Annotated in this window: 20 protein-coding genes; 16 read left to right on the top strand and 4 right to left on the bottom strand. The window is 60.3% G+C overall.

Features of this window, described 5'->3' with window-relative positions:
• Positions 1-204 precede the first annotated feature (204 nt).
• From AB0B91_RS57735 to AB0B91_RS57660, 16 genes are all read left to right on the top strand, one after another.
• On the top strand, positions 205-1,500 hold the full coding sequence (locus AB0B91_RS57735; RefSeq protein ID WP_358340490.1) for a hypothetical protein: 1,296 nt from the start codon (positions 205-207) through the stop codon (positions 1,498-1,500).
• A 37-nt stretch (positions 1,501-1,537) separates the two neighbouring features.
• The gene (locus AB0B91_RS57730; protein WP_358340488.1) at positions 1,538-2,986 is read left to right on the top strand and encodes a phage portal protein; all 1,449 of its coding nucleotides are present in this window, start codon (positions 1,538-1,540) and stop codon (positions 2,984-2,986) included.
• Positions 2,987-3,072: 86 nt separating this feature from the next.
• On the top strand, positions 3,073-3,651 hold the full coding sequence (locus AB0B91_RS57725; RefSeq protein WP_358340487.1) for a hypothetical protein: 579 nt from the start codon (positions 3,073-3,075) through the stop codon (positions 3,649-3,651).
• 17 nt (positions 3,652-3,668) lie between these two features.
• Positions 3,669-4,679 carry a hypothetical protein gene (locus AB0B91_RS57720; RefSeq protein ID WP_358340486.1) on the top strand — a complete coding sequence of 337 codons (1,011 nt, stop codon included), beginning with the start codon at positions 3,669-3,671 and terminating at the stop codon, positions 4,677-4,679.
• A 153-nt stretch (positions 4,680-4,832) separates the two neighbouring features.
• Positions 4,833-5,267: a hypothetical protein gene (locus tag AB0B91_RS57715; RefSeq protein WP_358340484.1), complete on the top strand. Its 435-nt coding sequence runs from the start codon at positions 4,833-4,835 to the stop codon at positions 5,265-5,267.
• 743 nt (positions 5,268-6,010) lie between these two features.
• Entirely contained in the window at positions 6,011-6,397 is a 387-nt protein-coding gene (locus tag AB0B91_RS57710; protein WP_358340482.1) for a hypothetical protein, read from the top strand.
• 9 nt (positions 6,398-6,406) lie between these two features.
• Positions 6,407-6,988 (top strand): hypothetical protein, encoded by a 582-nt coding sequence (locus AB0B91_RS57705; RefSeq protein ID WP_358340481.1) that lies wholly within the window; start codon positions 6,407-6,409, stop codon positions 6,986-6,988.
• A 43-nt stretch (positions 6,989-7,031) separates the two neighbouring features.
• On the top strand, positions 7,032-7,307 hold the full coding sequence (locus AB0B91_RS57700; protein ID WP_358340479.1) for a hypothetical protein: 276 nt from the start codon (positions 7,032-7,034) through the stop codon (positions 7,305-7,307).
• Between the two features lie 17 nt (positions 7,308-7,324).
• Positions 7,325-7,717, top strand: a complete 393-nt coding sequence (locus tag AB0B91_RS57695; RefSeq protein WP_358340477.1) for a hypothetical protein — start codon at positions 7,325-7,327, stop codon at positions 7,715-7,717.
• Between the two features lie 7 nt (positions 7,718-7,724).
• Complete coding sequence (locus tag AB0B91_RS57690) at positions 7,725-12,284, top strand: hypothetical protein (RefSeq protein ID WP_358340475.1); 4,560 nt, start codon at positions 7,725-7,727, stop codon at positions 12,282-12,284.
• 147 nt (positions 12,285-12,431) lie between these two features.
• Positions 12,432-13,241, top strand: a complete 810-nt coding sequence (locus AB0B91_RS57685; RefSeq protein ID WP_358340473.1) for a hypothetical protein — start codon at positions 12,432-12,434, stop codon at positions 13,239-13,241.
• Positions 13,234-14,817 (top strand): hypothetical protein, encoded by a 1,584-nt coding sequence (locus tag AB0B91_RS57680; protein ID WP_358340471.1) that lies wholly within the window; start codon positions 13,234-13,236, stop codon positions 14,815-14,817. The genes AB0B91_RS57685 and AB0B91_RS57680 overlap by 8 nt, the downstream gene beginning before the upstream one ends.
• A 74-nt stretch (positions 14,818-14,891) precedes the next feature.
• Complete coding sequence (locus tag AB0B91_RS57675; protein ID WP_358340469.1) at positions 14,892-15,983, top strand: hypothetical protein; 1,092 nt, start codon at positions 14,892-14,894, stop codon at positions 15,981-15,983.
• A gap of 469 nt (positions 15,984-16,452) precedes the next feature.
• Positions 16,453-16,959: a peptidoglycan-binding domain-containing protein gene (locus tag AB0B91_RS57670; protein WP_358340467.1), complete on the top strand. Its 507-nt coding sequence runs from the start codon at positions 16,453-16,455 to the stop codon at positions 16,957-16,959.
• A gap of 10 nt (positions 16,960-16,969) precedes the next feature.
• Positions 16,970-17,368 carry a hypothetical protein gene (locus tag AB0B91_RS57665; protein WP_358340465.1) on the top strand — a complete coding sequence of 133 codons (399 nt, stop codon included), beginning with the start codon at positions 16,970-16,972 and terminating at the stop codon, positions 17,366-17,368.
• Between the two features lie 24 nt (positions 17,369-17,392).
• The gene (locus AB0B91_RS57660) at positions 17,393-17,677 is read left to right on the top strand and encodes a hypothetical protein (protein ID WP_358340464.1); all 285 of its coding nucleotides are present in this window, start codon (positions 17,393-17,395) and stop codon (positions 17,675-17,677) included.
• Between the two features lie 1,077 nt (positions 17,678-18,754).
• Here AB0B91_RS57660 and AB0B91_RS57655 read toward each other — a convergent pair.
• From AB0B91_RS57655 to AB0B91_RS57640, 4 genes are all read right to left on the bottom strand, one after another.
• Entirely contained in the window at positions 18,755-19,099 is a 345-nt protein-coding gene (locus AB0B91_RS57655; protein ID WP_358340462.1) for an Lsr2 family protein, read from the bottom strand.
• Between the two features lie 192 nt (positions 19,100-19,291).
• The gene (locus AB0B91_RS57650) at positions 19,292-20,920 is read right to left on the bottom strand and encodes a DUF3987 domain-containing protein (protein WP_358340460.1); all 1,629 of its coding nucleotides are present in this window, start codon (positions 20,918-20,920) and stop codon (positions 19,292-19,294) included.
• 86 nt (positions 20,921-21,006) lie between these two features.
• Positions 21,007-21,615 carry a hypothetical protein gene (locus tag AB0B91_RS57645; RefSeq protein ID WP_358340458.1) on the bottom strand — a complete coding sequence of 203 codons (609 nt, stop codon included), beginning with the start codon at positions 21,613-21,615 and terminating at the stop codon, positions 21,007-21,009.
• A 27-nt stretch (positions 21,616-21,642) separates the two neighbouring features.
• Positions 21,643-23,268, bottom strand: coding sequence for a hypothetical protein (locus AB0B91_RS57640; protein ID WP_358340456.1), 1,626 nt, complete (start codon positions 23,266-23,268; stop codon positions 21,643-21,645).
• Positions 23,269-23,310: the final 42 nt, after the last annotated feature.

Here is a 23,310-nt window from a genome sequence, read left to right as displayed (position 1 = left end):
TACCAGATCCTTCGCTGGGCTGAGACCTACATCGTCCAGCCTGACGGCCCCCGAGCTGGGGAGTCGTGGCAGTTCACCACAGAGCAAAAGAAATTTCTGCTGTGGCTCTACGCCATCGACGATCAAGGCCGCTGGCTCTACAGCACGGCTTCCCTTCGCCGCCCCAAGGGACACGGCAAGACACCGTTGCTCGCCGCCTTGGCCGTGATCGAGTTCATCGGTCCGGCTCGCTTCTCCCACTGGGACAAGGACGGCATGCCGGTGGGCACGCGTGTAGCGCTGCCCTTGGTGCAGATCGCCGCCACGAGCATCGACCAGACGGCCAACACGCGAGACATGATCCGCGGAATGCTCGCGGAGTCTCCCGCTGAAGAGCATTACGGCTTGGACATCGGCAAGGGTCTGATTCAGTTCAGAACCGGCCGCCCTGGTCGCATCGAGCCAGTCACCAGCTCCAGCCGTGGCCTGGAAGGCGCCAGGCCGACCATGGTCATCTGCGACGAGACGCACCACTGGGTAGAGAGCAATGCAGGCGTGTACGTCTGGGAGACCCTAGACCGGAACGTCCGTAAGACGAGCGGCGCCGGCTCCCGTCTCATCGAGACGACCAACGCCCACAATCCCGCCGAGAACAGCGTCGCGCAGCGCACCTATGAGGCGATGCTCGCTGGCACGAGCAGCCTCCTCTACGACTGTGTTGAGGCAAGCGGGGACATCGATCTCAACGACCCTGAGGCCGTCATGGCGGGCCTGCGCGAGGCGTACGCCGATGCCCACTGGGTGGACCTGGACGGCATTCTCACGGCTATTCAGGATCCTCGAACTCCTGCCGCGGTGGCCTACCGATTTTACCTGAACAAAATTCAGGAGACGGCCGATACGTGGATTGAAAAGGCCATCTGGGATTCGCTAGCCGAAGAGGATGACCCTCTCCTGCCGCGAGAGCAGATAGCGCTTGGATTCGATGGCAGTGTCAGAAACGACGCGACCTGTCTGGTAGCTTCCCGCCTCCGAGATGGCAAGCTCTTCCTCTTGGGCCTCTGGGAAGACGACGGCCGCCCAGGCTGGGAAGTGGACGCGATTGCGGTAGACGCTCGCGTACACGAGGTCTTCAAGAAATACCGCGTTGAATGGATGATGGCTGACCCCTATTACTGGCAGACGACAGTCAATCAGTGGGCCATGGAGTACGGCGACAAGGTGGTCTACGAATTTCCGACCAACCGTGACCGCCCAATGGTCGAGGCCATCGAGCGCTTTCATACCGATGCCCATGGGATGGGCCAGGCCCTCAAACACGACGGCAACCGTGACCTAGCGCGACACATCGCCAACTGCCGCACCAGAGAAACGCGCACAGGCTATGTCTTGCAGAAGGAAAGCCAGCGCAGCAAGAAAAAGATTGATGGCGCAATCGCCGCCATCCTGGCGCACGAAGCCCGAGCCGAAGCGCTCGCGGACGGGCGTTTGAGGAAGCGAAAGAAGATGCTCGGCCTGTAGCGGCCGACCCTACCTACATATAGAGGGGGGTGGGCTATTGCCTACTCCGGGCATTAGTGCTGCCCCTACCACTCCAACCGAGTGGATCACATACCTTGAAGGAAAGCTAGGCGCTCAAGCCGCTGAGGCGCAGTACTACAACACGTATTACGACGCCGAGGAACAGGTTCTCGCCTTCGCGCAGAGGAAGTTCAAGGAAGAGTTCGGCTATCTTTTCGCCGATTGGCGAGATAATTTCTGCGGCGTCGTCATCGACTCGATGACAGAGCGAATGCGCATTGACGGTTTCAGATGGGGAGACTCTCCTGATGCCGACGAGGACGCGCAAAAGATCTGGCAGGCCAACTTCCTGGACTCCGAGTCCACGCAGGCCCATACAGACGCTCTCGTGGCCGGCATCAGCTATTTGACTGTTTGGGGCGACGAGGACGACGAACCGACCATCACGCCTGAGAGCGCCCTTGAGATGGTCGTGCAGTACCAGCCTGGCAGCAGGCGCAAGCTCGCCGCGGCCTTGTCCAAAAAGCGCGACGACTGGGGGCAGGAGCACGTCACGCTCTGGACCCCCGACCTGGTCTATGTGACTACGCGGGGGCATAAGGATTCCCTCTGGGGAGAGCCTCAGACGGCAAAAAACCCGCTGAAGGTCGTGCCTGTGGTACCGCTCGTCAATCGGCCCAGGCTGTCGAGAACCAAACCTTGGTCTGAGCTAAAGCCGATCCTTCCCATCCAGCAGGCCATCTCAAAGATAGCCGCAGATTTGATTACGGCCAGTGAGTTCAACGCCTATCCGCAACGGATAATCTCAGGCATTGAGCTGAACGAGGATGAAGAGGGCAACACCGTCGCCCCCATCCAGGCCGCCATTGACAGGCTTCTCCTGTTTGAAGAGGAGAACGTCAAATGGGGCCAATTTTCGGCAGCGGATCTGGCGAATTATGAGACCGCAATCACAATGCTTGTGATGCACCTGGCCAGTATTAGCCGCACGCCCAGCCACTATTTCGCTGGTGGTGGCGGCATGTCTTCCAATAGCGGCGAGTTCACCCAGTCCCGTGAGGCCGGCCTTGTCAACAAGGTCGAGGACCGAGAGCTGCATTTCGGCGAGGGCTGGGAGAAGTCGATGAGACTCGCGTTCCTGGTCAAGGGCGATAAGGCTAAGGCCAAAGAAACCCGAGCAGAGACCATCTGGGCCGACCCCGAGTATCGCAGCGAGGGCCAGAAGATCGACGGCTTGCTCAAGCTTAATCAGCTTGGCGTGCCGATGCGTCAACTCCAGGAAGACGCCGGTTATACGCCCCAGCAGATCCAAAGGTTTGAGGAAATGCAAGAGGCCGAATTCAAGCTCCAGCTTGAGCAGCAGAAGGCGATGGCCGACGCCATGCCTCAGCAGCCTGGCGCCCCTGGACAACCTGGCGCTAAGCCGAAGGCCCAGCAGGGCAATAGCGGCAATGACAATCGCAAGAACGGCGGTAAAGCCGCCTGACATAGGCGCACGCTGACGAGCCCCATTCGGGGCTTTTTTTATGCCCGAATGGGACCGATTAACCAACCCCGACATGGGAGCAACACATGAGTGAGCAGATTCCGACTCCAGAGGCCGCCACGGTCGAGGAGCCCAAGATCGAGACGCAGCCGGAAACGGTAGACGTCGAGAAGCTGATCGCCGATCGAGACAAGTGGAAGTCCTTTGCTCGTAAGCATGAGGACGCCTGGAAGACCAGCACGCAGGAACTAGACGCGCTTCGCAAGGCGAATTTGCCGGACGCAGAGCGCGCTATCGCGGAGGCCAAGGAAAAGGCTCGCTCCGAGACGCTTGCTGAAATTGGTTCCCGCCTGGCTACCGCCGAGCTGCGTGCAGCCGCGGCGTGGGCCGGCGTAGAGATTCCCGAGACGGTTTCTCAGTATCTCGATGCTTCGCGATTCATTGGCGAGAACGGCGATCCCGACGCGCAAGCCATTTCCGCCTTTGTAGCCAGCCTCCAGCCCACAGGCCCGAAGTTCCCTCAGAACGTCGGCATTGGCCCGCAGGGCTCAGGCGCAGGAATCTCACAGCTCACTCGTGAAGACCTGGCTCGTATGACGCCAGACCAAATCAATGCGGCCCGAGAGGACGGCCGCCTCAATTCGCTCCTGTACGGGGAGCCGTAATCTTCACGAGGTAATTCTTGCCCATCACTGTAACCAACGGTATTCACAACCAGACCGCCATGCTTCACATGCCGGCTGGCCTGGATACCTTTATCCCGGAAATCTGGATCTCGCAGCTTTGGCGAGACCTGGAAACCGGTGTCATTCTATCCAGCCCCACGGTAACTAATCGAACCTACGAAGGTTCCATTCAGCGGCAAGGCGACACCGTTCGCGTCCCGCACGTGCTCGATACGGTACAGATCGGCAATTCGTTCGATGCTTACGCTGAGATCGGCACTGCCGACCGTGCTGAGCTTGACGCGCTGATCATGCGAATCGACCAGGTTCGGACTTTCCATTTTGAAGTGGACAGTTTGCACCAGCTCCGCACTCAGGAAGGCATTAGCCTGATGAGTGAACTGGTTGCCCAGTCCGGCCGCAACCTTGCTGAGTCGATTGACAAGCATGTAGCCGCGACCATTATCAAGGCCATCAGCGGCAAGGACCTGAACAACGGTGGTGCGCTGAATTCGCTGCACGGCAGCATCAAGCAGCTTGCGCCGCCCGCTGCTGGGAAGCTCTACGAAACTCTCGTCGATATGACCGTAGAGCTGGATATCAACAACGTCCCCACTGCGGGCCGATACATCATCGTTGGCCCAAAGGAGTATTCGCAGCTTCTCCTTGATCCGCGGTTCATCAACAACGCCGCGTACGGCGGCTCTAGCGTCCTCATCAACGGACAGGTCGGCACGATACTGGGTATGCCCGTGATCGTGGCTAACACGATTGGTTCACACCTTGATGGCGCCGGCCTGCCCACTAAGAAGGGCGTGCGGAACCCCCATAACGCGGCTAAGGGAATTCATGTCGCAATGGGCCACCAGATGGCGGTCTCATATGCTGGCCAGCTTTCCGAGCTGTCCAGCTATCAGCCGGAGAAGAAATTCACGACGGCCGTGAAGGGCCGTATGTATTTTGGTGTAAAGATCATGCGCCCGGAGGCCCTTGTTCTGGCGGGCAACGTGGTTATCGAAACCGCCTAACCTCCTGCTGACGGCGGGCCGACTGAGGTCGGCCTGCCCCTTCCTTTGGAGGCGCCCATTCCTTCTCTCGTTCCTATTGAACGCTTCACTGCCGCGACAGGCGGCACTTTAGAGGTCGCTGAGCAGGCCAAGGCTCAGGTCTTTCTTGAGGACGTGAGCGCGCTCGTGGTCGCGTACTGTGGCCGTGACTTCGCTTGGCACGACAACGAGCTGGTGACGCTGTCTGTGGACGGCTGTCGCGTCGCCTGGCCTAACCGCCTCCGGCCTGTGTCCGCAGTCCACAGCGTCACCGTGGACGGACAGCCGTACACGGACTTCACAGTCACCCTTGCTGGCCTGGCGCTCACTGGCCGTCCCGCGGCCGAGGTCACCGTCACTGTCTCCTACGGCTACCACCAGGTGCCGGGAGACGTGCAGGCCGTGGTCTTGAGTGAGGCGCTCTACAAGTTCAACGCTGAACCTGGGGTGTCGCAGGAACAGATCGGTGACCTCCTCACTGATTACTCCATGAGCGTCCCCACCCTCAGCAGGGACGCCAAGAAGACCCTTCGCCGCTACCGGCCTCTCATACGGACGGTGGCTCTGTGACTCGGCGTATCCGCTTCAGGAAGGGCCTGGAGTTCGTGGACATCGCGTTTCCCAAGTGGATTCCTCCGGGTGACTTTGGCGGCGGGTGGACCTGGGATGACCCCGTGGTCATGGAGACGCACCGCGTACCCGTGAAGCCCATCAGCACACGGGACTGGCCTGCACACGCATCCACCATCTCTACCGTTGCCGTCTATTTCCCGAGCGCTGCCCGGTTCGACTGGTCACCGCCTCCTCCTGGAGAGGGGCAGACGGAGCCGAATCCTGGGCTCTTCCTCCGCATTCGCGAACGGCGCTGGAACATCCAAGGCGATCCGGAGACCTGGCGGTTCGGCGGCATGCCCCACATCAAGGTCACAGCAGATCGTGAGGGGGCCGTGCCATAGCCGAGTCAGCAGCCCGCGCTGAGACCGATTGGTCCGCCATTGATCTGATCGTAGCGAAGAGTTCTACGTATCGGCGGCACACAAAGGGCATTGCCGAATCCATCGCATCCGCTGCGAAGACCATGGCCAAGCAGTACGACACGAGCAATCCAACCTATTCGCCGAGCTTCAAGGCTGTCATGTCGTCCAGTCGACTCAAGCCGTATGGCTATGTCATCGCCGACCGGCACGAAATGGTCAACGAATTCGGCTGGACTGACTTGGACGGCAGACATCACGCCGGCCGCTACGTGTTTCGGCAAGCTCTTCGCAGACATCGCAAACGATAGGAGGTAGTCCCGCCTGAAGATTAACCCGGTGTCGACGGTAGTCAGCTACCTCACCGAGTACTACAGGCCATCTCCCACTCCGAAGCCCACTGTCTCGGACACGCGCTCCGGTCTAACCGACAAGGTCGTTCCCTATGTAACCGTTGAGTTGGAGGGCATGGAGCGCCGCATTGAGCGGCGTCAGGAGATGGCCCATCTCGTTCTCAATGTCTTTCACACTACTCGCTCCATCGCCCTTTCCAGCGCGCTAGCGGTGCGCGAGGTGGTGCTAGAGGTCATGCCCCAAACAGCCCATACGGGCGGGGTTCTCGTGCTCGATGTCGTCGAGGACATCGGCCTGACCGATCTATCCGAGCTTGAGACCACTTTTAGCCGGTTCATGTTCTCGGTGGATGTTTATCTCACACAGAACTAGGAGTTATTTTTGGCTGCTAACCAGCCTGGCACTATTCGCTTTGCCCCCAAGGGTCGCATCCTCGTGGCGTCTATCACTACGCCCGCCCCGGAAGATGTGGCTACGCCTTTTACCGCCGCGTGGAAGGAGTTGGGTTACGTCAGCCCTGACGGCTGTGAGCTTACCCCCTCCGTTGACTCCCAGCCCGTAGAGGTTTGGCAGTCCGCGACGCCCGTGAAGTACGTTGTTAACGCGGCAAGTTGCCAGCTCAAGTTCACGCTCATGCAGTTCGACAGTGACGCAACCGCCATCTATTTCGGTAGCGATTGGGTACCGGCCAAGAAGACGGATGGAACCACCATTCCAGGTGTTTTCGTTCTGGACCTGGCTAGCACGCCCGAGCTGGCGGAGAAAGCCATCGCGGTCGAGTGGGGCGATGTTAACTCCACCTCGCGCCTGATCATTCCGCGCGGCATGGTTTCGGAGCGCGAGGGCCTGAAGCTGACCCGAACCAATGCGCAGTCCCTTGGCGTGACCTTCGAGGCTCTTGACAGCAATGGCCGCCTGGGCTTCATCCTCACCAACGCTTCCGGCATCTCCGCGGCTGCCTAAGCCGAACCATCTGTTTCATTAGTTCGTTTGAAAGGGGTTATCCATGACTGACAGCCTTAAGGCTCTTGCTGCTGAAGCCACCGAGGACACGCTTACCGTGCCGTTTGGTGACCACACCTACGAGGTTCCCGGCCCGCTGGACTGGCCGTTTGAAACCCTTGACCACCTTGCCGAGGGCAAGGTTAGTCAGGCCGTGGCCGGCCTGCTGGGCGAGGAGCAGCTTGAGATGTTCCGTCGCACTAAGCCCCGTGTGCGTGACGCTGTTGCGCTGATGGAGGCCATTGCGGCTGCTTCGGGCAGTGGTGAGCTGGGAAACTAATCCAGCTCGCCCGAGTCATGCGGGATTATCCCGACGAGCTTGAGGCGGATCTACTCCAGTTTTTCGGTGTAGACCTTTTGGACTACTGGCGGCGGAGGGTGAGCTTCCGCCGCCTTTCCATTTTAGTCATACGCCTGCTCAGCATGCCGGGCGAGTCTTCCTTGGCAGAGGCCAAGTTCGGCGAACGTGCCCGATGGGGCTACAAGGAACATCTCCTCGCCGACGTCGTCGACCGTTTGAATATCGCGAACTGGATGGTCGTACAGGTCAACAAATCCGCCGAGTCGGACAACCCATTCCCTGAGCCACATCCAAGACCTGGCGCTGGTGTGGCGAGCGAGAAGAAAAAACAAGAGTTCGCGAGTCCACACGAGGTGGCGACGTTCTTCTCCAACCTCTCATCAGGGTAGGTGATCATTGGCTGACGCAGCAATCAAGGTCGGCGCAGGGTATATCGAGATTAGCCCGAAGGTCACGGGCTTCAACCGCGAGCTAACTCGCGAAATCCGCCGTAAGCTGAAGGCGCAAGGCGTTGGAGAAATCACCATCGCCCCCGCGCTGGAAAAGCAATTTGCGAGCAAACTAAAGATCCAGGTAGAGCGCGAACTGAAGAAGCTCGGCGGCCTTGAGATTAAGGTCGCCGCCAAGATTGAGGTTACCGGCCTCGCTGAGTATTCAGCAGCTCAGAAGAAGATCCTTGCGGAGCGTGAGAAGGCCGCACAGGCGACCTCTGCGCAGGAGCGCAAGAGCGCGCAAACCCTGTCCCGCACCTACAACGATCTGATCTACGACCTGCGGCGCGGATTCGCTGAGCTAAGCACGTCGGTTGCTGCCGGGTTCAAGGATCTGAAGGACCCCGAGGTCTTCCAGGCGCTAACCCGACTGGGCCTTGGCCTCAACGTCCTACACGACCAGCAAGAGAAGCTGACCAACACTCAGTTGGCCTCCGTCCGTGCGGGGTTGGCTGAGGTACGCCGCCTCTCCGTGCAGATCAGCCGGGCTGAAGCCGATGCCGTCTCTAGCCAGTCGAGCGCCTGGGACGACCACCTATCCAGCCTCAGGCGCAAGGTTCAGGAAGTAGAACTACAGGTCCGCTCTGGCTACAAGAGCTTCAAGGACCCCGAGGTTCTCAAGTTCCTGGGCATGGTCCGCCAGGAGTACGGGCGCCTGTCCAAGGACACCGCGAATCTGAAGCTCGGGCAGGTTGGCAATCTGCGTGGCTCGGTGAGCGAGCTAAGCCGGCTGATCTCCGGTGTCGAGCGTGAGTTCAAGCAAGGCGGTGAGAAGGCCGGCTCAGCGTTCGGTAGTGGCTTTGGCAGCGGTCTGCTCTCTGCGGCGGCCACGACGGTCAGGTTCTTTGTGGCCCGCATGCTCTTGGGCCTGGGCTCAGTAATCGCCCTCCTCCCTCTGATCATTTCGGCCGTTTCTGAGCTATCCGCGATCGTTACAGCTCTTGGCTCCTCAGCCGCCTATGCGGTGGGATCACTGGCCGCGCTTCCCGGCGTCTTCGCGCTTATCGGTCAGGGAGTCGCCGCCCTCACGGCGGGCTTCTGGGGCGTCCAGGACGCCCTGTCGGCTCTGATGAAGGAAGACGATCAGGCAGCGGCCAACGGCGCAGCCGCGGCAACTGCCCGCGAGGCGGCGGCCGAGCGAGTGACGTCGGCACAGGAGCGTCTTGCGGATGCGCAGGCAGCGGCCATGGACCGTGTCGAGTCGGCACAGCGCCAACTGGCCGATGTACAGGAGCAGGCCGCGGAGCGGGTTCTTGCTTCCCAGGAGCGTCTTGCGGACGCCCAGGCGCGGCTTGCTGACATCCAGGAGCAGGCACTTGAGCGGATTGCCGATGCTCAGGAGCGTGTCACTCAGGCACAGACGCGTCTCGCTGATGTGCAGGAGGCGGCGGCTCGCCGCGTGGAGGACGCGCAGAAGCGTGTAGTAGACGCCCAGGAGCAAGCAGCCCAGCGTGTCACCTCCGCCGAGACGCGGCTCCAGGACAGCCACAAGCGCAGCGCTGACGCGCTGGAAGACCTCAACCGAGCCAGAGAAGAAGCGCGGGAACGGCTAGAAGACCTCCGCCTAGAGATGGAGGGCGGTGTCCTCGACGAGGAAGCCGCACGGCAGGCCATCGAGGAAGCCGCGCGTGAGCTTGAGTATGCCAACAACAACCCGAATGCGACGGCCGCCGAGCGGCAGGCCGCGGAGCTAAAGCACCGCCAGGCCCTCCAGCGTCTCCGCGAACTGGAGGAGAAGAACGGCGATCTCCGTGACGAGCTGGACGAGTACAACCGGACGGGTATTGACGGCACTGACAAGGTCATCGACGCCAAGGACCGGCTTCGTGACGCTCAAGAGGCTGAACTTGAGGCCGAGCGCGAGCTAGCCGATACCCGCATAGAGGCTGCCGAGTCCATCCGTGACGCCGAGCTGGCCCTTGCCGACGCCCGCAAGGAGTCGGCGCGGTCAGTCGCCGATGCCATGGCCGACATTGCACGAGCCGAGAAGGACGTAGACGAGGCCCGCCGCGACAGCGCTCGCGACGTGCAGGACGCCCTTGAACAGATCAACCGAAGCGAAGCTGATCTTGCGAAGACACGTCGCGACTCAGCTCGTGACGTAGCGGACGCAGAGGCCGCCATCAACGAGGCCCGCGTCGACGGCGCGAAGGATATCGAGAAGGCGCAGAAAGACCTGGCGAAGGCCCTCGACGAGCAGAACCAGGCTCTCGACAAGACCAACAAGCAGGCACGGAACGCCGAGATTGCTCTGTCCAAGCTGTCACCGGCTGGCAGAGAGTTCGTTCTTTTCCTTCGTGACGAGGTAATTCCAGAGCTGAAGAAGGTTCAGTTCTCGGTGCAGGACGCTTTCCTTCCTGGTGTACAGGAGGGGGTTCGCTTAGCGCTGCCGTCGCTTCGCATTTTTGGCAAGGAACTAACGAATACCGGCTCCATCGCAGGAGACACCGCCCTTCGCCTCGGCGAGCTGGTGGCGTCGGAGGCATGGAAGCAAGACATCACGACTGTCATGCAGTCCAACAATCGTTCGTTGGAATCACTGGGCAATGCCAGTCTCTATGCCGCGGATGGGGCACGTCATCTTGTGGTGGCGTCACTGCCGTTGCTCGAATGGGCTTCGCGGGGCATCGAGCGATTCGCTCGTTTGACTTCCGTCTGGCTGGAGAACAAGCGCCAGTCTGGCGAGTTGGCGGTCTTCTTTGACCGCGTGAGGCAGACACTCAGCACGCTGATCTCTATCGGCGGCAACGTGGCTATCGCTTTCGCCCACATCTTCCAGCTTGGTCAGCCGTCAGGCCAAACCATGCTGGACACGATCAACCGGATCACCGAAAAGTTCGCTGAGTGGACTGGCTCAGTTGAGGGCCAAAACAAGATTCAGCAGTGGTTCAAGGACGGAATGGACGCAGCTCACGAGCTGTGGCTTCTTGCCCAGGAGGTCGTTAAGACCTTCCAGGACATAGCTGGCGACACCTCTTTTGCCGACATGGTTCGTGTGCTTCGCGAGGATGTTCTTCCGGTTCTCGGGTTCATTGTCGAGCATTTCGAGAAGATCCTGCTGCTCACTGGAACGCTCGCCTTGGTCAAGTTTGGCGCGGGCATTATCGGCTCGGCCGGCGAAGCAGCTACAGGTCTGTCCAAGCTCACTGACGCCCTGGGGTTGAGCCACGGCAAGAGCCGCGATCTCAAGGGCGGCCTAGACGAGCTGGACGTTTCCACCCGCAAGGCAGGCGACGGTTTCGACAATGCCAAGGGCAAGTCCGGGGGCCTGTCTGATGGCTTGAGCGGGCTTTTCGGCATCATGCGGGCTCATCCCGTCGCGGCTATAGCTGGCGCTATCGGCACGGTGCTCGTGGGTGCGCTGATTGCCGCGTACCAGAAGAACGACGATTTCAAGAAGGCATGGGACGACGCTTGGAAGGAAATCGAGAAGACGACTGATGCCTTCTGGGAAGCCTGCCAGCCGATCTTCGAGGATCTAGCCGACTGGCTCCGCGACGTTGGAATCCCTCTACTGAAGGATTTCAGCAAGTGGTTTAAGGAAGACGGCGGCCCAGCCCTGCAATGGTTCTGGGATCACGTGGCCAAGCCCGTGCTCGGGCTGCTCGGCTCAACTTTCAACACCGTTTTCAAGGGCATCGGCATCGTGATCGATATTTTCCAAGGCGACTGGGAAGGCGCCTGGAGCAGGATCAAGGATATCTTCTTCACGATCGCCCACGCGATTGCCGGTATTTGGAATGAAACCCTTGCACCGGTCATCGAGGGTATCGGCGGTTGGTTCGGCGCTTCATGGCAGTTGCCTCGAATCCCCATCGTTCGTTTCGCTGATGGCGGTGTGCTGCCTGGCTACCGCCCAGGTCGGGACACTATTCCGGCAATGCTGTCTCCAGGCGAGGCGGTTCTCCGTCCGGAAGTGGTGCGTTTCCTTGGCGCAGACACTATCAACGCCCTGAATTCCGCGGCAAAGACTGGACGTCTCAACGGCAAGCGTGGCGCTATAAGCGGCTACGCCAGTGGTGGCGTGGTCAAGGCTGCGAATGGCTGGGACGGCATCGTCTCGGCGTTCCAGAGCGGTAATGGTCTGGCGGTTGTCGTGCGGATGGTTCGTGACGAGATCCTGAGACCATTCATCGACTCTGTCCTCGGTACAGAAACCGGTGGAGCGAATGGTCTGGTCCGCGGAATCGCTTTGAAGTTCCTCGATGCGATCACAGGTTGGGCTGACAAGGCTATGGCTAATGGCGGCCTTGTCACTTCTCCCACGCGGGCACTCATCGGCGAGGCCGGCCCCGAGCTGGTTCTCCCGCTGTCGGACCCTCGCCGCACAGCCGAGTTGCTCACTCGCAACGGTCTAGTTGCCTCTGGCCGCACATACAACGTCACCTTGAATGCCGCGCCAGATGTTCCTAGCGAGAAGCAGCTTGTCAACGCCCTCAGCTACGCAGATGCGCTCTATGGATAAGGCGGTTGCTTGTCTCTAACGACTCTTGAGGACCTAACGCTGTCCTCGTCCCGCACGACCGTTGAATGGATTCCCCCGGCAAAGCCGGGGGTCTCCCCCTCCTATAATCTCACGTCCGGTATGGATGGCATCTACACCATGCCTGGCATGAAGGGGTTCGACGCGCCGCCCGTTCAGATGAATTACGACGAGCTGCCCGCGCTCGATGGAGCGTACCTGAGGCACATTCGCCGTCAATCACGGGAACTCTTTCTACCGCTTTTCCTGCTGGCGTCCGACAGGCCACAGCTTCTACAGCTTAAGCGCGCGTTCCTATCTAGCCTAGATCCGGCATATGGAGCTGGGAAGTTACGCCTCACTGAGGCGGACGGTACCAGTCGGCACATTGAGGTGTACTACGCGAGCGGCGCGGAAGGCGATGAGGGGAAGACCCTGACCGGGCTTCACTGGGCCAAGTACGGCTTGGTTCTTCGCGCCTTCGACCCCTATTTCTACTCTGGCGAGGCGCAGGCGATCGAGTTCACTCCTGGAGCACTTAACCTGAAAAGCTTCTTCGACGGGCTCTTTCTCGGCGACTTCCCGCTTAATAGCAATCACACTCTGAACGGCGTCTCTCAGGTCACCGTAACGGGCGATGTGGACACGTGGCCCATCTGGTTCATCCACGGCCCGTGCAGCACTGTCAGCTTTACGCGACGCACGATGGGTGTCGCTGATCGGGTCTTCTCTGCGGCTCTAAATCTCGCCCCTACCGATCTAGTCGTCATCGACACGCGGCCCGGTATGAAGTCCGTTATAAACAGGACGACAGGAGCGAACTTCTGGCCGCGGCTCGGGCCTAGCCCGCAGCTTTGGCCTATATCGCCCGGCAGCAACGAAGTAATCATCAGTGTTGCTGATGTTGGGGCGGAGACGGCTGTAAATTTGCTCTACACGCCGAGGTATCTAGGTGCCTAGATTCCTGGTAGAAGCGCGCAACGCGCAGTACGAGCGCATTGGAGTCGTCGAACAGTACACGAGCCTCGATGTCATCACCCGATACAACGCTGTTGGGTCTTGGTCTCTAACCGTGCCGTCAGGCACTCCGGAGGCCGCTCGCCTCGCTCCCGGCGGAGGCATCATCGTCTGGATTGACGGTCTGCCCCGGCCTGTCATGTCAGGGCCTATCACCAGCGTGGCTCACGCGTGGTCTGCCGATCAGCCTGGCAAGGGCCAGATCACCTATACCGGCGTCAGTGACGAGACGCTGCTGTGGTCTCGGGTCACGCTCCCCGTGCCGGGCGCCAGCATCTATGAGCAGACGCAGGACCGCTACACCTACTCCTCCCAGGCCGCCACGGCGCTCGGGCACCTGGTGTACGTAAACGCGGGCCCTGGCGCCCGCGCCGATCGGATCATTCCGCGCTTGGATGTGCCCACCTACGGCTTCGGCCGGCGTGTGGACGTGTCGACCCGCTTCGACGTTTTGGGGACGAAGCTTCAGGAGATCGCCGCTTCGGCTGGAATTGGCTGGCGCCTTCGTCAGGGCCTCGCCGATCGGGTGTCGTTCGAATCCTACCAGCCTAAGTCCGGCGAGAGCGGAGCTGTCCGCTTCTCTCCAGAAGATGGCAACCTCGCGGCATTCGACTACTCCCTAACGGCGCCGACAGCGACGCGCTTCGTAGTGGCCGCTCAGGGAGAGGGACGGTTCCGATGGCTGACCCAGTATGACGACGGCCAAGCCAAGACCTTCAACGACACGAATCCCCAGGTGCAGTATCTCGGGTCCGGCTGGACGTACGGCCCCAACCGCAAACTCGGCGACTACTTCAACGATGTCCACTACACGCCTAACATCTCCAGCTCGGCGAGGTTTTCGTTCACGGGCACTGGCATCCAGTTCATCACTGAGCGGTCACCCGATGCAGGACCGGTGAACATCTATCTGGACGGTGTTCTCGTGGCGTCGCCGACCTTCAACCAGGCGACTCCGCAGTATCAGGTAGTCGGCTGGGAGAGGCAGAACCTTGCCTTCGGTGAGCACGTCGTCGAGATCGTCAACACGTCGACCAAACGACTCGTGGTCGACGCCTTCCGCGTGACCGGCCTGCCGAGCGTCGCATACGAGTGGTCCTCTACACCCATTGAGCGGTTCGTCGACCGCCGAGACATCCCCGTCCAGCGTGGCAACGACGGCACACCTATCAACCCGGACAGCGGGGCGCCGGCTGACCCAGCGGCTTTGACGCAGCTCGACCAGGCCGCGGACGAGGCCATCACCGAGTCTGCCGCCACGGCCGCACTGAGCATCACGCCCATCGATACTCCGACCGTCCGCTACGGCCACGACTACGAGGTGGGCGACGTGGTGTCCGTCCAGATCGACGGCCAGACCATCACGGACGTGTTGCGCGAGGTACGCCTGTCGGATGGTGCCGAAGGCCCGTCTATCAAGCCAGTTATCGGCAGTGATGGCGCGAGCGCAACGCCGAACATTTATCGCGAAATCCGAAGGCTTTGGAGTTCGCTCCGCAAACTTGAAGCACGAAGGTAGACAAATTGACAGAGACTAGCTACCCCTTTGAGTCCGGCTCTGGCGCAATCGTCACTGAAGATATGTGGTCACGAATGGCGGAGACGTGGCAAGACGACGGCGTTAATGCAGACGGGCCATGGCAGACGGACCTACAGGTCTTCTCTAACAATGAGCCTTTCACGCTGTACGTGAGGCCAGGGCGAGCATTCGTTTCCGGATTTCACTACTACCTGGATAGCCAGGCGAGCCTAACCTTTGAGGGCAATACGGCTTCTCAGACCAGATACGATCTGATCGTCCTCCGGGTTAACCGTTCGGCGAATCGAGTGGAACTGGGCATCAGGAAGGGAACTCCCGGCGGTGCCGTACCCACCCCTGATCGTTCGTGGGAAACGCGGGAATTCCCGCTCGCACGAATCAGCCTTCCGGCCAACGCTACAAGCGTGCAGGCGGGTAGCGTTGAGGACTATCGCGAGTTCAAGGGCAAGCGAGTACGCACTTTTGTCAACGGCTCTACCAGCGCAATTCCTGAAGGCTCGCTATATTACAGCACATTTAGCAAGCGCTTCTTTGCGATGTTCGCTAGCGATGTGGCGCAAGCGCTTGCGCTCCGGAATGAAGTCCCATTCCTTGTCACTTCCACGACGCGCCCTACAAGCGGGTCAACAAACGGTTCCTTCATCTACGAGACGGACACCCGACGCGCCTATGTGTATTCCGGTGGAGATTGGCGCCTCATCGGCAAGGAGGAGACCAGTGACCCGTTCGCGGTTCTCAAGCTCTCAAGCGCCGCACCTGTTGTAGCAAACACGCCACAGTTTGCGGTGCCGTGGAATACCGAGCTGATCGACAACAAGAACGGCCACAGCAATTCCGTGGAGCCTTGGAAGTACACGGTACAGCAGAGCGGCTGGTATCAGCTTGTCGCCAACATAGGCGGAACATGCACAGCCACCACGAGCAGCGTCGAAGTCCAATTTCGGAAGAACGAATCTGTGTCTGTCGATGACTGCCCAGGCAACGTCAAGGCGATGGCGAACGGAAACCCGCTCTACCTTTCCACCACTTCATTTTTGTATCTGACTGTGGGCGATTACGTCCGCGTCGAAGTGGACAACTCAACCGCGCAGACCTATGCAATTTATCCCGGATCGCTCTTCAGCGTGAGGTGGGTAGCGCCATAAGCCCAAACGACGAAGGTGGCTTCGTAGTCACGATCAGGGACATTTATGAGGAGATGAGAGACCTCACAAACGAGGTGAGGACTCTCACCTCTGAACTCAAAGAGTCGCGCCGAACCGACGACGACCATGAGCGGCGCATCCGTGTTCTTGAGCGCTGGATGTGGGGCTTACCCATTTCTATCCTTGCCGCTATCGCCTCGGTGGTGCTGACAATCATCAAGTAGGAAGGGGGTTCATTAGTTTGTTAAGAGCTTCCGACGTCATCCAGGAGGCCAAGCGATACGAGGGCTATCGAGAGTCCGGGAACAACCGAACAGAATTCGGGCAAGAGTTCGGCTGGAATGGTGTGGCATGGTGCCAGATCTTCCAGTCCGTCATCGTTAAGAGGGCCTACAAGAAGGCCGGTAGTCCCGAGCCACTTGGACACGCTAAAGAACTAATCCCGTGGACCGCTTCGTGCCTCACCGCTGTGCGCTGGTTTAAGCAGCGAGACAGGTTCAATCAGACGCCCAGGGTCGGCAGCCAGGTATTTTATGGGCCTGGTGGCGGTACGCACGTCGAGCTGGTGATCGAGGTTGGTAGCGACTACATCAAGACCATCGGTGGCAACACCTCGGGCAGCTATGACGGCAAGTACCACGAAGGCAACGGCGTCTACCGGAAGACGATCAACCGCGGCAGCAGCCGCATCTACGGCTATGGCCACCCCCGATACACGGCGGAGGTCAACCCCGTCACGGGCCCCATCTACGACCCTCCCGGCTATCCCGGCAAGCTGCTCAAGCTCGGCTCGAAGTCGCGGTTCTTGATCAAATTCCAGAAGCGCATGAAGCAGCTCGGCTACGAGCTGGCGGCCGATGGCGTCTTCGGCCCTAAGACGCTCGCTGTGGTCAAGACGTTCCAGCGCAAGGCCAGCCTTGCTGCTGACGGCGTGATCGGCCCTTCGACCTGGGCTGCCGCTTGGTCGACGAAGTAAGGAGAAGCCTATGGCCGTTCGTGGCCACCGCACTTACAGATACACAGTTGAGGTCTACCGCGACGGCACGCAGGGCTCGGCGGGTGAGACTCAGACGCACGTCTGGGATGTGATCGCTGAGGACCAGGACGAGGCCGACCTGATGGTCTACGCCCGAGCGCTGGAAACCATACGCCCTCTCCTGGATGCATACCGCGTCATCACGCGGGAGCTGGTCGTCCCGCGAGACGCAACGCATTGGCATGTGGACGTGCATGCCGGGCCCACGCCGGCCTCTGTCGTGGGCTGGGGTTCCGCCTGGTCGACTCTGGCCGATGCCGTCGAGGACATGAAGGGCTCGCTCGGCTCCCGCGTCGCGGGCACGAGGGTTGCCGCGGTCACCTGTGAAGAGACCTCTTGCTGGACCTAACGAACTAACCATTGAGGAGTATTGATGACTGACTACTTTGATCCGATTCCCGACGAGCCGACCGGCGTGTCTCCTGAGCAGGAGGCCAAACGACAGGTCAAGGCCGACGCCAAGACGCGCTCCCTGCGCACCTTGGGTCAGGGTGCGATCGTGGCCGTCCTCCTGGCCGTTGCCGGCGTGACTGGCACTGCCCTGTCTGACGGTGCCCTGCCTGACTGGGCGGCGTATGGCGCTCTTGTGCTCCAGGCCGGTGGCGCCGCCCTGGCCTCGTTCGTGCATCGCACGCTCAACGGCGACGGCCTGGAGTAACTAGATCTTGTCCGGTTCCCCTTTCCCGGACAGCATGAAGCCCCCTCCCTCACGGGAGGGGGCTTTACGCATTTCTAGGATGCTGTTTCTACGGCCGAGGGGCGTCGCGGGAAAGAAGACATCGTGCCCTTGATCCCTAGCCGTCTCCGTCAGTGGTGGACGCCGCTTACCCCAACCGAGAGGGTCGGTTGGATCACCGGCGGCGCCACTATCCTAACTGCGATAATCGCGGGGGTATTTCTGGTTGTTACGAATAGGGATGATGTGCCGCCACGCCAGCCGAATCAAGTCACCGCATCTCGTGAGCCTGTACCGCCACCCCCGAGCATGCCGATGGTCACGTACTTGTCAAACCAGGAGCCCGTTAGGGGAAAAGTAATTGCCGGTTTGGCATATAGCAGAACGCGTGCGTATCAAGACTCAGTTATGCTGCGGAGCAGTTGCACAGTTAACAAAAAGAGCGAAAACTACAATGCGGAGACCGAGAGCTTCTCGGTAACATACCGAATCCCATCGAGCGCTAAATCCCTACGGGGATGGATAGATCTACGCAGGGATTCGCCTAATGCAGTGCCCGCGGAAGTCTATGTTGACGACATCATTGCCATCGAGACTACGGCGGTCCTCGAAGGCCCCAACAAGATTAACGTCAATGTCACCAATCAAGCCCAGTTGGATCTTGTCGTCTACAAGAATTGTGAAGATAGCCCCAAAAAGAGACAGCGCGACAATATAGTGATATTTGGCGACTTTCGTTTCACATATTAGCTGTCGCTTCGGTAAAGCCTCCAGGAGGGCCTTTTGTCGTTTAGGACTAAGCACCCTCCTCGAAGGGGGCTTCTACTCGTAGCGCTTGTGATATTTCCGAAGTAGCTCGCTGTTCAGCTGCTGCGCCTCACGCGCAATCCTTGCCAGGGTCTCGGTGGCTGCGAGAAGCGAGTCCTCATCGCGGATGTTGAACTGAATAACAGCCTGGTCGATTACGAGATACTCAGTGCCGTCCGACCCAGACGCACATCGAACATCCATGGCGTCTGGGTCGGAAGCGGTTGGTTCGTATGACATCTGCTGCGCTCGCTAGTGCGCAGCCTCGTACTTCTCCACGATGGTGGCGGCGATCCGGCCTCGCTCGCTTACCGGCAGACCGGCAGTCTTTGCCCACTGCCGAATGTCGGCCGACTGCTCACGACTCATGGCTCGGGGCCTAGCGGCACCAGCCCCACGACGACCCCGGCCTGCGCGCTCGACGCGAACAGGTCTGGCGGCGGTGATGAAGGGCGCGAGAGCCTTCTCAAGCTTCTCTCTGTTCTTGCCGGACAGGTCGATCTCGTAGCTCGTGCCGTCGAGGGCGAACGCTGTGGTCTTCTCCGCTTCGCTTCCGTCGATGTCGTCAATGAAAGACTCAACGATCTGCTTGGCCATGTTCTGGTGCTCCAATTTCGTTACGAGGTTGCGAGTACTGTAGCGCTTGGAAGAGCGCGTCACACTATCTAGGTCGTTTTGGGTCAGCGATCTGACCAAGCGCACACCGGAATGCGCACGCAATGATCAAGCACGCTCTCTGTGGTAGGGCGATCGAGGGCCGATGTCAGAGAGACCAATTTACTCCTCTCTCTAGAAGAATCCGGCCAATAGGTCGTCAGAGCCAGAGCTGACGTTCACCTTGATCACGGGCTTCGGCTTAGCTATTGGCTTGGTGGGGACCTTGAGCCTGGGCGGAGTCGGTTTCACACTCGGCTCGCGACTGGTGGCAACCAGTTCGGGGCTACGTCGCTCAGCCGCCGCGGCGGCAGACTTCGCGGCGACGGGAGCCTTGGCCGGCAACTCCGTACGGCTGCCAATACTTTCCATTACCGGAACGCTGGGCACATCGTCTGGGCCCATGTAGACGATGAAGTATGCCGGAGCACCGGTCTGCCCACTTGCCTTGTACCTCTTGACGAGCCCTTGCGCCTCTGCGGCAGCTCCAGCGTGGCCGAGCTGGTCGCTTGAGACGTTCATCCTCTGCAAGAACTTCCCGGACTTCTGGCCCTCTTCGCCAGCCTCGCGGGCGATGTCGATCAAGCGCTGCACGTGGTTGGGCTTGGCCAACCTCGGGTCGCCCGCAAAGGGGGCTTCCTCGATCTTGCGCCCCTGCGGGCGGTTAGCCTCGGCAGCGTACTCACTGAAGACATAGCGAACCGAGTCAAGCATGTAGCGCACCAGGCCGTAGGCGGATTCGAGGTCGGCCGCGTTGATCGTGCGCGACTTGCGGGCGATGGCGTACAGACCGGCGATGCGCCAGGCGTACGGCATCGCGCGGCCTGCGAACTCCTCCATTAGTTCGCTCTCGTTGATCACCTCGTCAATCTCATCCCATATTCGTGCGTCCCACAGGGCCTCGGCATCGGCCTCGAACTTCAGCTCACCCAGGTCGGTGCCGAACTCGACGATGTCCGAGATGGCTCGGACGTTTCGCTCCATCACGGCCTCAGGCACGGGCTTCGGTAGCTTCATGACCTTGGACCTGAAGACGAAGGCACAGAACATACGGTTCATGGAACCGCCTGCTGCATCGCTTGCCGAGTAGACAGAGACGAACTCCTTCGGCGGGATATGGCATACCAAGGAGACATTCGGGTTCGTGAGAGTGAACGTCTCCTTCTTCGTCTCGCTGGTGATGACACCGCCCTCCCACACTTTTCGGAGGATGGGAGACATGTCGCTGTCCAGCTTGGCGCGGGCCAAGAACTTCTTCATCTCGGTCTCGATGATGATCCCGCGATAGCCCGGCTTGGAGATGAAGCGCTTCACACCTCCCTCGCTGGGCGACTCCTCCTCTTCCTCTTCCAGGAGGCCCGCGTCCTCCTCGTCGTAGGCATCGGTCCCACGCCCGTCCAGGCGAACAGCTCGTCGCGTCAGTCCAGCGACGATTGCGGCCCCAGACTGCTGCATGCCGTTGACGACTCTCTGGCGCATGAACTTGGGGAACGCGGCCTCGAACAGATCCGCAGCTTGGTCGGTCGCCGTTCCCTTCCGCCCGAGTGACGTACGGCCCATGAGGATCGGCCAGACAAGCAGCGGTTGGCGTTTCCCGTAGAACACGTAGGTGTCCCTGCCGATGATGGCGCCCGTCAGGGCTAAAAGGCTCAAGTGGATGCCGACAGGATCGGCATCAGTGTGGGGCCCAATGGCCTTCGTGATCTCCCCAAGAGGGCCACGGAAGATTACAGGGTCAGGCACGGGCCTGCCGATAAGGGTCATGCTTGCCTCCTTCGGAGAAGATCACTTAGGGATTGGGGCAGAACAAAGCCCAGGGCGCGGTCACACCCTGGGCTTGAGATCAGTGTCTAGGCGGAAGCCCTCTCCACGGCCCGCGTGAAGCGGGCATGTGCCTTCGTCGCGAGCAGGGCGCTGAGGGCGCCACTCCCCACATGTAGTAGGGCGAACTTGGTCTGAGTCTCCGGCGTCACCCTGCCGCGATCGGACATCCCCTGTGACACCATCCATGCGCGGAGAGCCGACTTGCCGCCGTCGGTCCAGTCGTTGGTGTAGGTCCAGGGGTACCTCTTCAGGGCCTCGTAGAGATCGGGCCCCTCAGGCTCCTCCAAGTCGTCGAGTTCGTCGTTCACCTGCTCCAGAGTGCGGCCGTGGGGGTTGTCGGCCTGCGGCTCTTCCTCCTCTTCCTCCTCCTCTTCCTCCTCCGGCTCGGACTCCTCCTCATCGCTCTCACTGTCGCCCAGCTCGTCCACGCGATGCTCCGAGAGGTGCACATCGAGTAGCTCTTGAAGTTCGGGGCGGCCGACACCGGCCGCAGCGCTGAACATAATCAGGGACCGGAGGGTCGGCACATAGTGAGGCTCACACGTCGCGATGACACTGCCCTCTCTGTCACCCAAGGGCACCTCAAACTCATTAGAGGGCGGCAGTGGCGTGATCTTGATGTTGTCGGGCTTCATCGTGGCACAGGGTCCGCAAATGTACATTTAACTAACCTTTCTCATCTGGTCTTCAATCCGGCATCGCGTGATCACGGTGAAAGTCACGCCGTCATAGGTTTCATAATGAGTAACGCGGGCGCTTTTGACGTGAATCTCCGCGCCAACGGCAAGCACCTTGTCGGTGCCCCACCACTTATAGGCATTACCGTGCTCGTCAACAAGCTTGTAGTTATGCACCGTTTTAGTGTGACTGTCGGTCGGGTTCCTCGGATTCGGGAAGGTCTTGTTGGCAGGGTTCGAGTGTGTAACCCTCATTCGCGTGGCGGGTAGCTGTCCGCCCAAAGTGCCCATGGGGCGGGAGCCTTTGAGGCTCTGCCAGCGTTCTTTCTTGGCCGCTCTACGCTGCCCTTCCCGGAAGACGAAGGGAGCCGTTGCAAGCAGTCCCACAACGTTTTGCGGCACGGCGGCATTGTGGTCTGGCGAATAGCTCTCAGCATTGACGCGCTTGTCGTAGTGGATCGCTTCCCATACGAGCCTCTCGAACCGTGTGCGGCCTCGGATGTCCGGACCCATGAACCGGGCCCTGATCCATGCAACCGCCTCGTGCGCCAGGTCCACGTGCTCCTGGGTCACCTTCGGCCGGCTCCGGTCCTCTCCCTTGAGGATCGCTGCGACCCTCGCCGCGGTACCCGGCTTACCGAGCTTCTCGGCATCCTTCGCCGACACCCAGCCGTCCTCTGCGACAACAGCCCACGCCAGAGACACCACGGTCATCACATGGAAGGTCGTGCGCCGTTCTGGCTTCGCGGTGCCTGAAGACTTGGTCACACAGCTTGGACAGCGAAGCTGGGGGTGCTCCGGTGTGCTGACAGGGCGGCCGTTGACGGTGCCGTCGACCTCGGCCCAGCCGTGCTCTGTTGCCTCCATGACAGCGGAGGCCGCTATCCACTGGGCGAACTGGTGTCTGAAGTTCTTGCGGCAGCTCCAGCACGACACCACATGATTGCGCGTTGGCTTCTTCTTCCAGGCCGAGCAGCGCAGACAACGCATGCGCGGCTTACCGCCTGGAAGTCGCCCGCGATACACCCACCCTTCAAGCGCCGCCTCGCCTGCCGCAGAGTCGTGGTCGGGGTGCTCTTTCTGGTGGCTGAAGTCCCAGTTGCACAAGTGGCACTGCACGGCCCATGGATCTGGGTACAGCATGGTCTCCTCCTTTCGTGGTTCAGTGCCGTGTTCTCTCACACATGTCCCGCACCGCATTACCAGCGCTTCGCCCTGGCCGTCGTCGAGGCGCTTCCAGTCGCCCCAATTGACCAGCCGGAGAGCCTTTTCAATGTCTCCGCCGAACTCGCGCACGATGACGTCGCAGACGTCGCAGCGCCATAGCTCTACAGGCTCTGGCCCACTGTCCCCTTCCGCCAGCCGTTGCTTCCATAGGCGCAGCGGAAGATAGTCGTGCCGCCAGTCTTTCCAGGTTGTGACGTACCGGCCCCCAACCCGATACCACTTTTCCGGGAAATGGCTGGGCCAGGTCGTAGGGCTGATGTACGTCTGCAACACTCGGCGCTCACCGTCAGGGGCGCGGAGGATGTAGTTGTAGGGATATCCCCCTACATCCGTGATCAGCTCCAATATCTCGAATGCGAACCGCTCCTGCGGGGATCTCCCCACGTCGCCCTCCCTTCGTCGATTCGTTAGTTAGGTAGGAACGCG

Source organism: Nonomuraea sp. NPDC049141 (assembly GCF_040648415.1).
Lineage (GTDB): Bacteria > Actinomycetota > Actinomycetes > Streptosporangiales > Streptosporangiaceae > Nonomuraea.
The sequence above is the reverse complement of the archived record's forward strand: the minus strand, read 5'-3'. Positions and strand labels throughout refer to the sequence as shown.

Coding starts and splice junctions, on each gene's coding strand:
- AB0B91_RS57725 (WP_358340487.1), top strand. CDS start 3,073: ATGAGTGAGCAGATTCCGACTCCAGAGGCCGCCACGGTCGAGGAGCCC.
- AB0B91_RS57700 (WP_358340479.1), top strand. CDS start 7,032: ATGACTGACAGCCTTAAGGCTCTTGCTGCTGAAGCCACCGAGGACACG.
- AB0B91_RS57695 (WP_358340477.1), top strand. CDS start 7,325: ATGCGGGATTATCCCGACGAGCTTGAGGCGGATCTACTCCAGTTTTTC.
- AB0B91_RS57685 (WP_358340473.1), top strand. CDS start 12,432: ATGAAGGGGTTCGACGCGCCGCCCGTTCAGATGAATTACGACGAGCTG.
- AB0B91_RS57675 (WP_358340469.1), top strand. CDS start 14,892: ATGGCGGAGACGTGGCAAGACGACGGCGTTAATGCAGACGGGCCATGG.
- AB0B91_RS57665 (WP_358340465.1), top strand. CDS start 16,970: ATGGCCGTTCGTGGCCACCGCACTTACAGATACACAGTTGAGGTCTAC.
- AB0B91_RS57660 (WP_358340464.1), top strand. CDS start 17,393: ATGACTGACTACTTTGATCCGATTCCCGACGAGCCGACCGGCGTGTCT.
- AB0B91_RS57655 (WP_358340462.1), bottom strand. CDS start 19,099: ATGGCCAAGCAGATCGTTGAGTCTTTCATTGACGACATCGACGGAAGC.
- AB0B91_RS57650 (WP_358340460.1), bottom strand. CDS start 20,920: ATGACCCTTATCGGCAGGCCCGTGCCTGACCCTGTAATCTTCCGTGGC.
- AB0B91_RS57645 (WP_358340458.1), bottom strand. CDS start 21,615: ATGAAGCCCGACAACATCAAGATCACGCCACTGCCGCCCTCTAATGAG.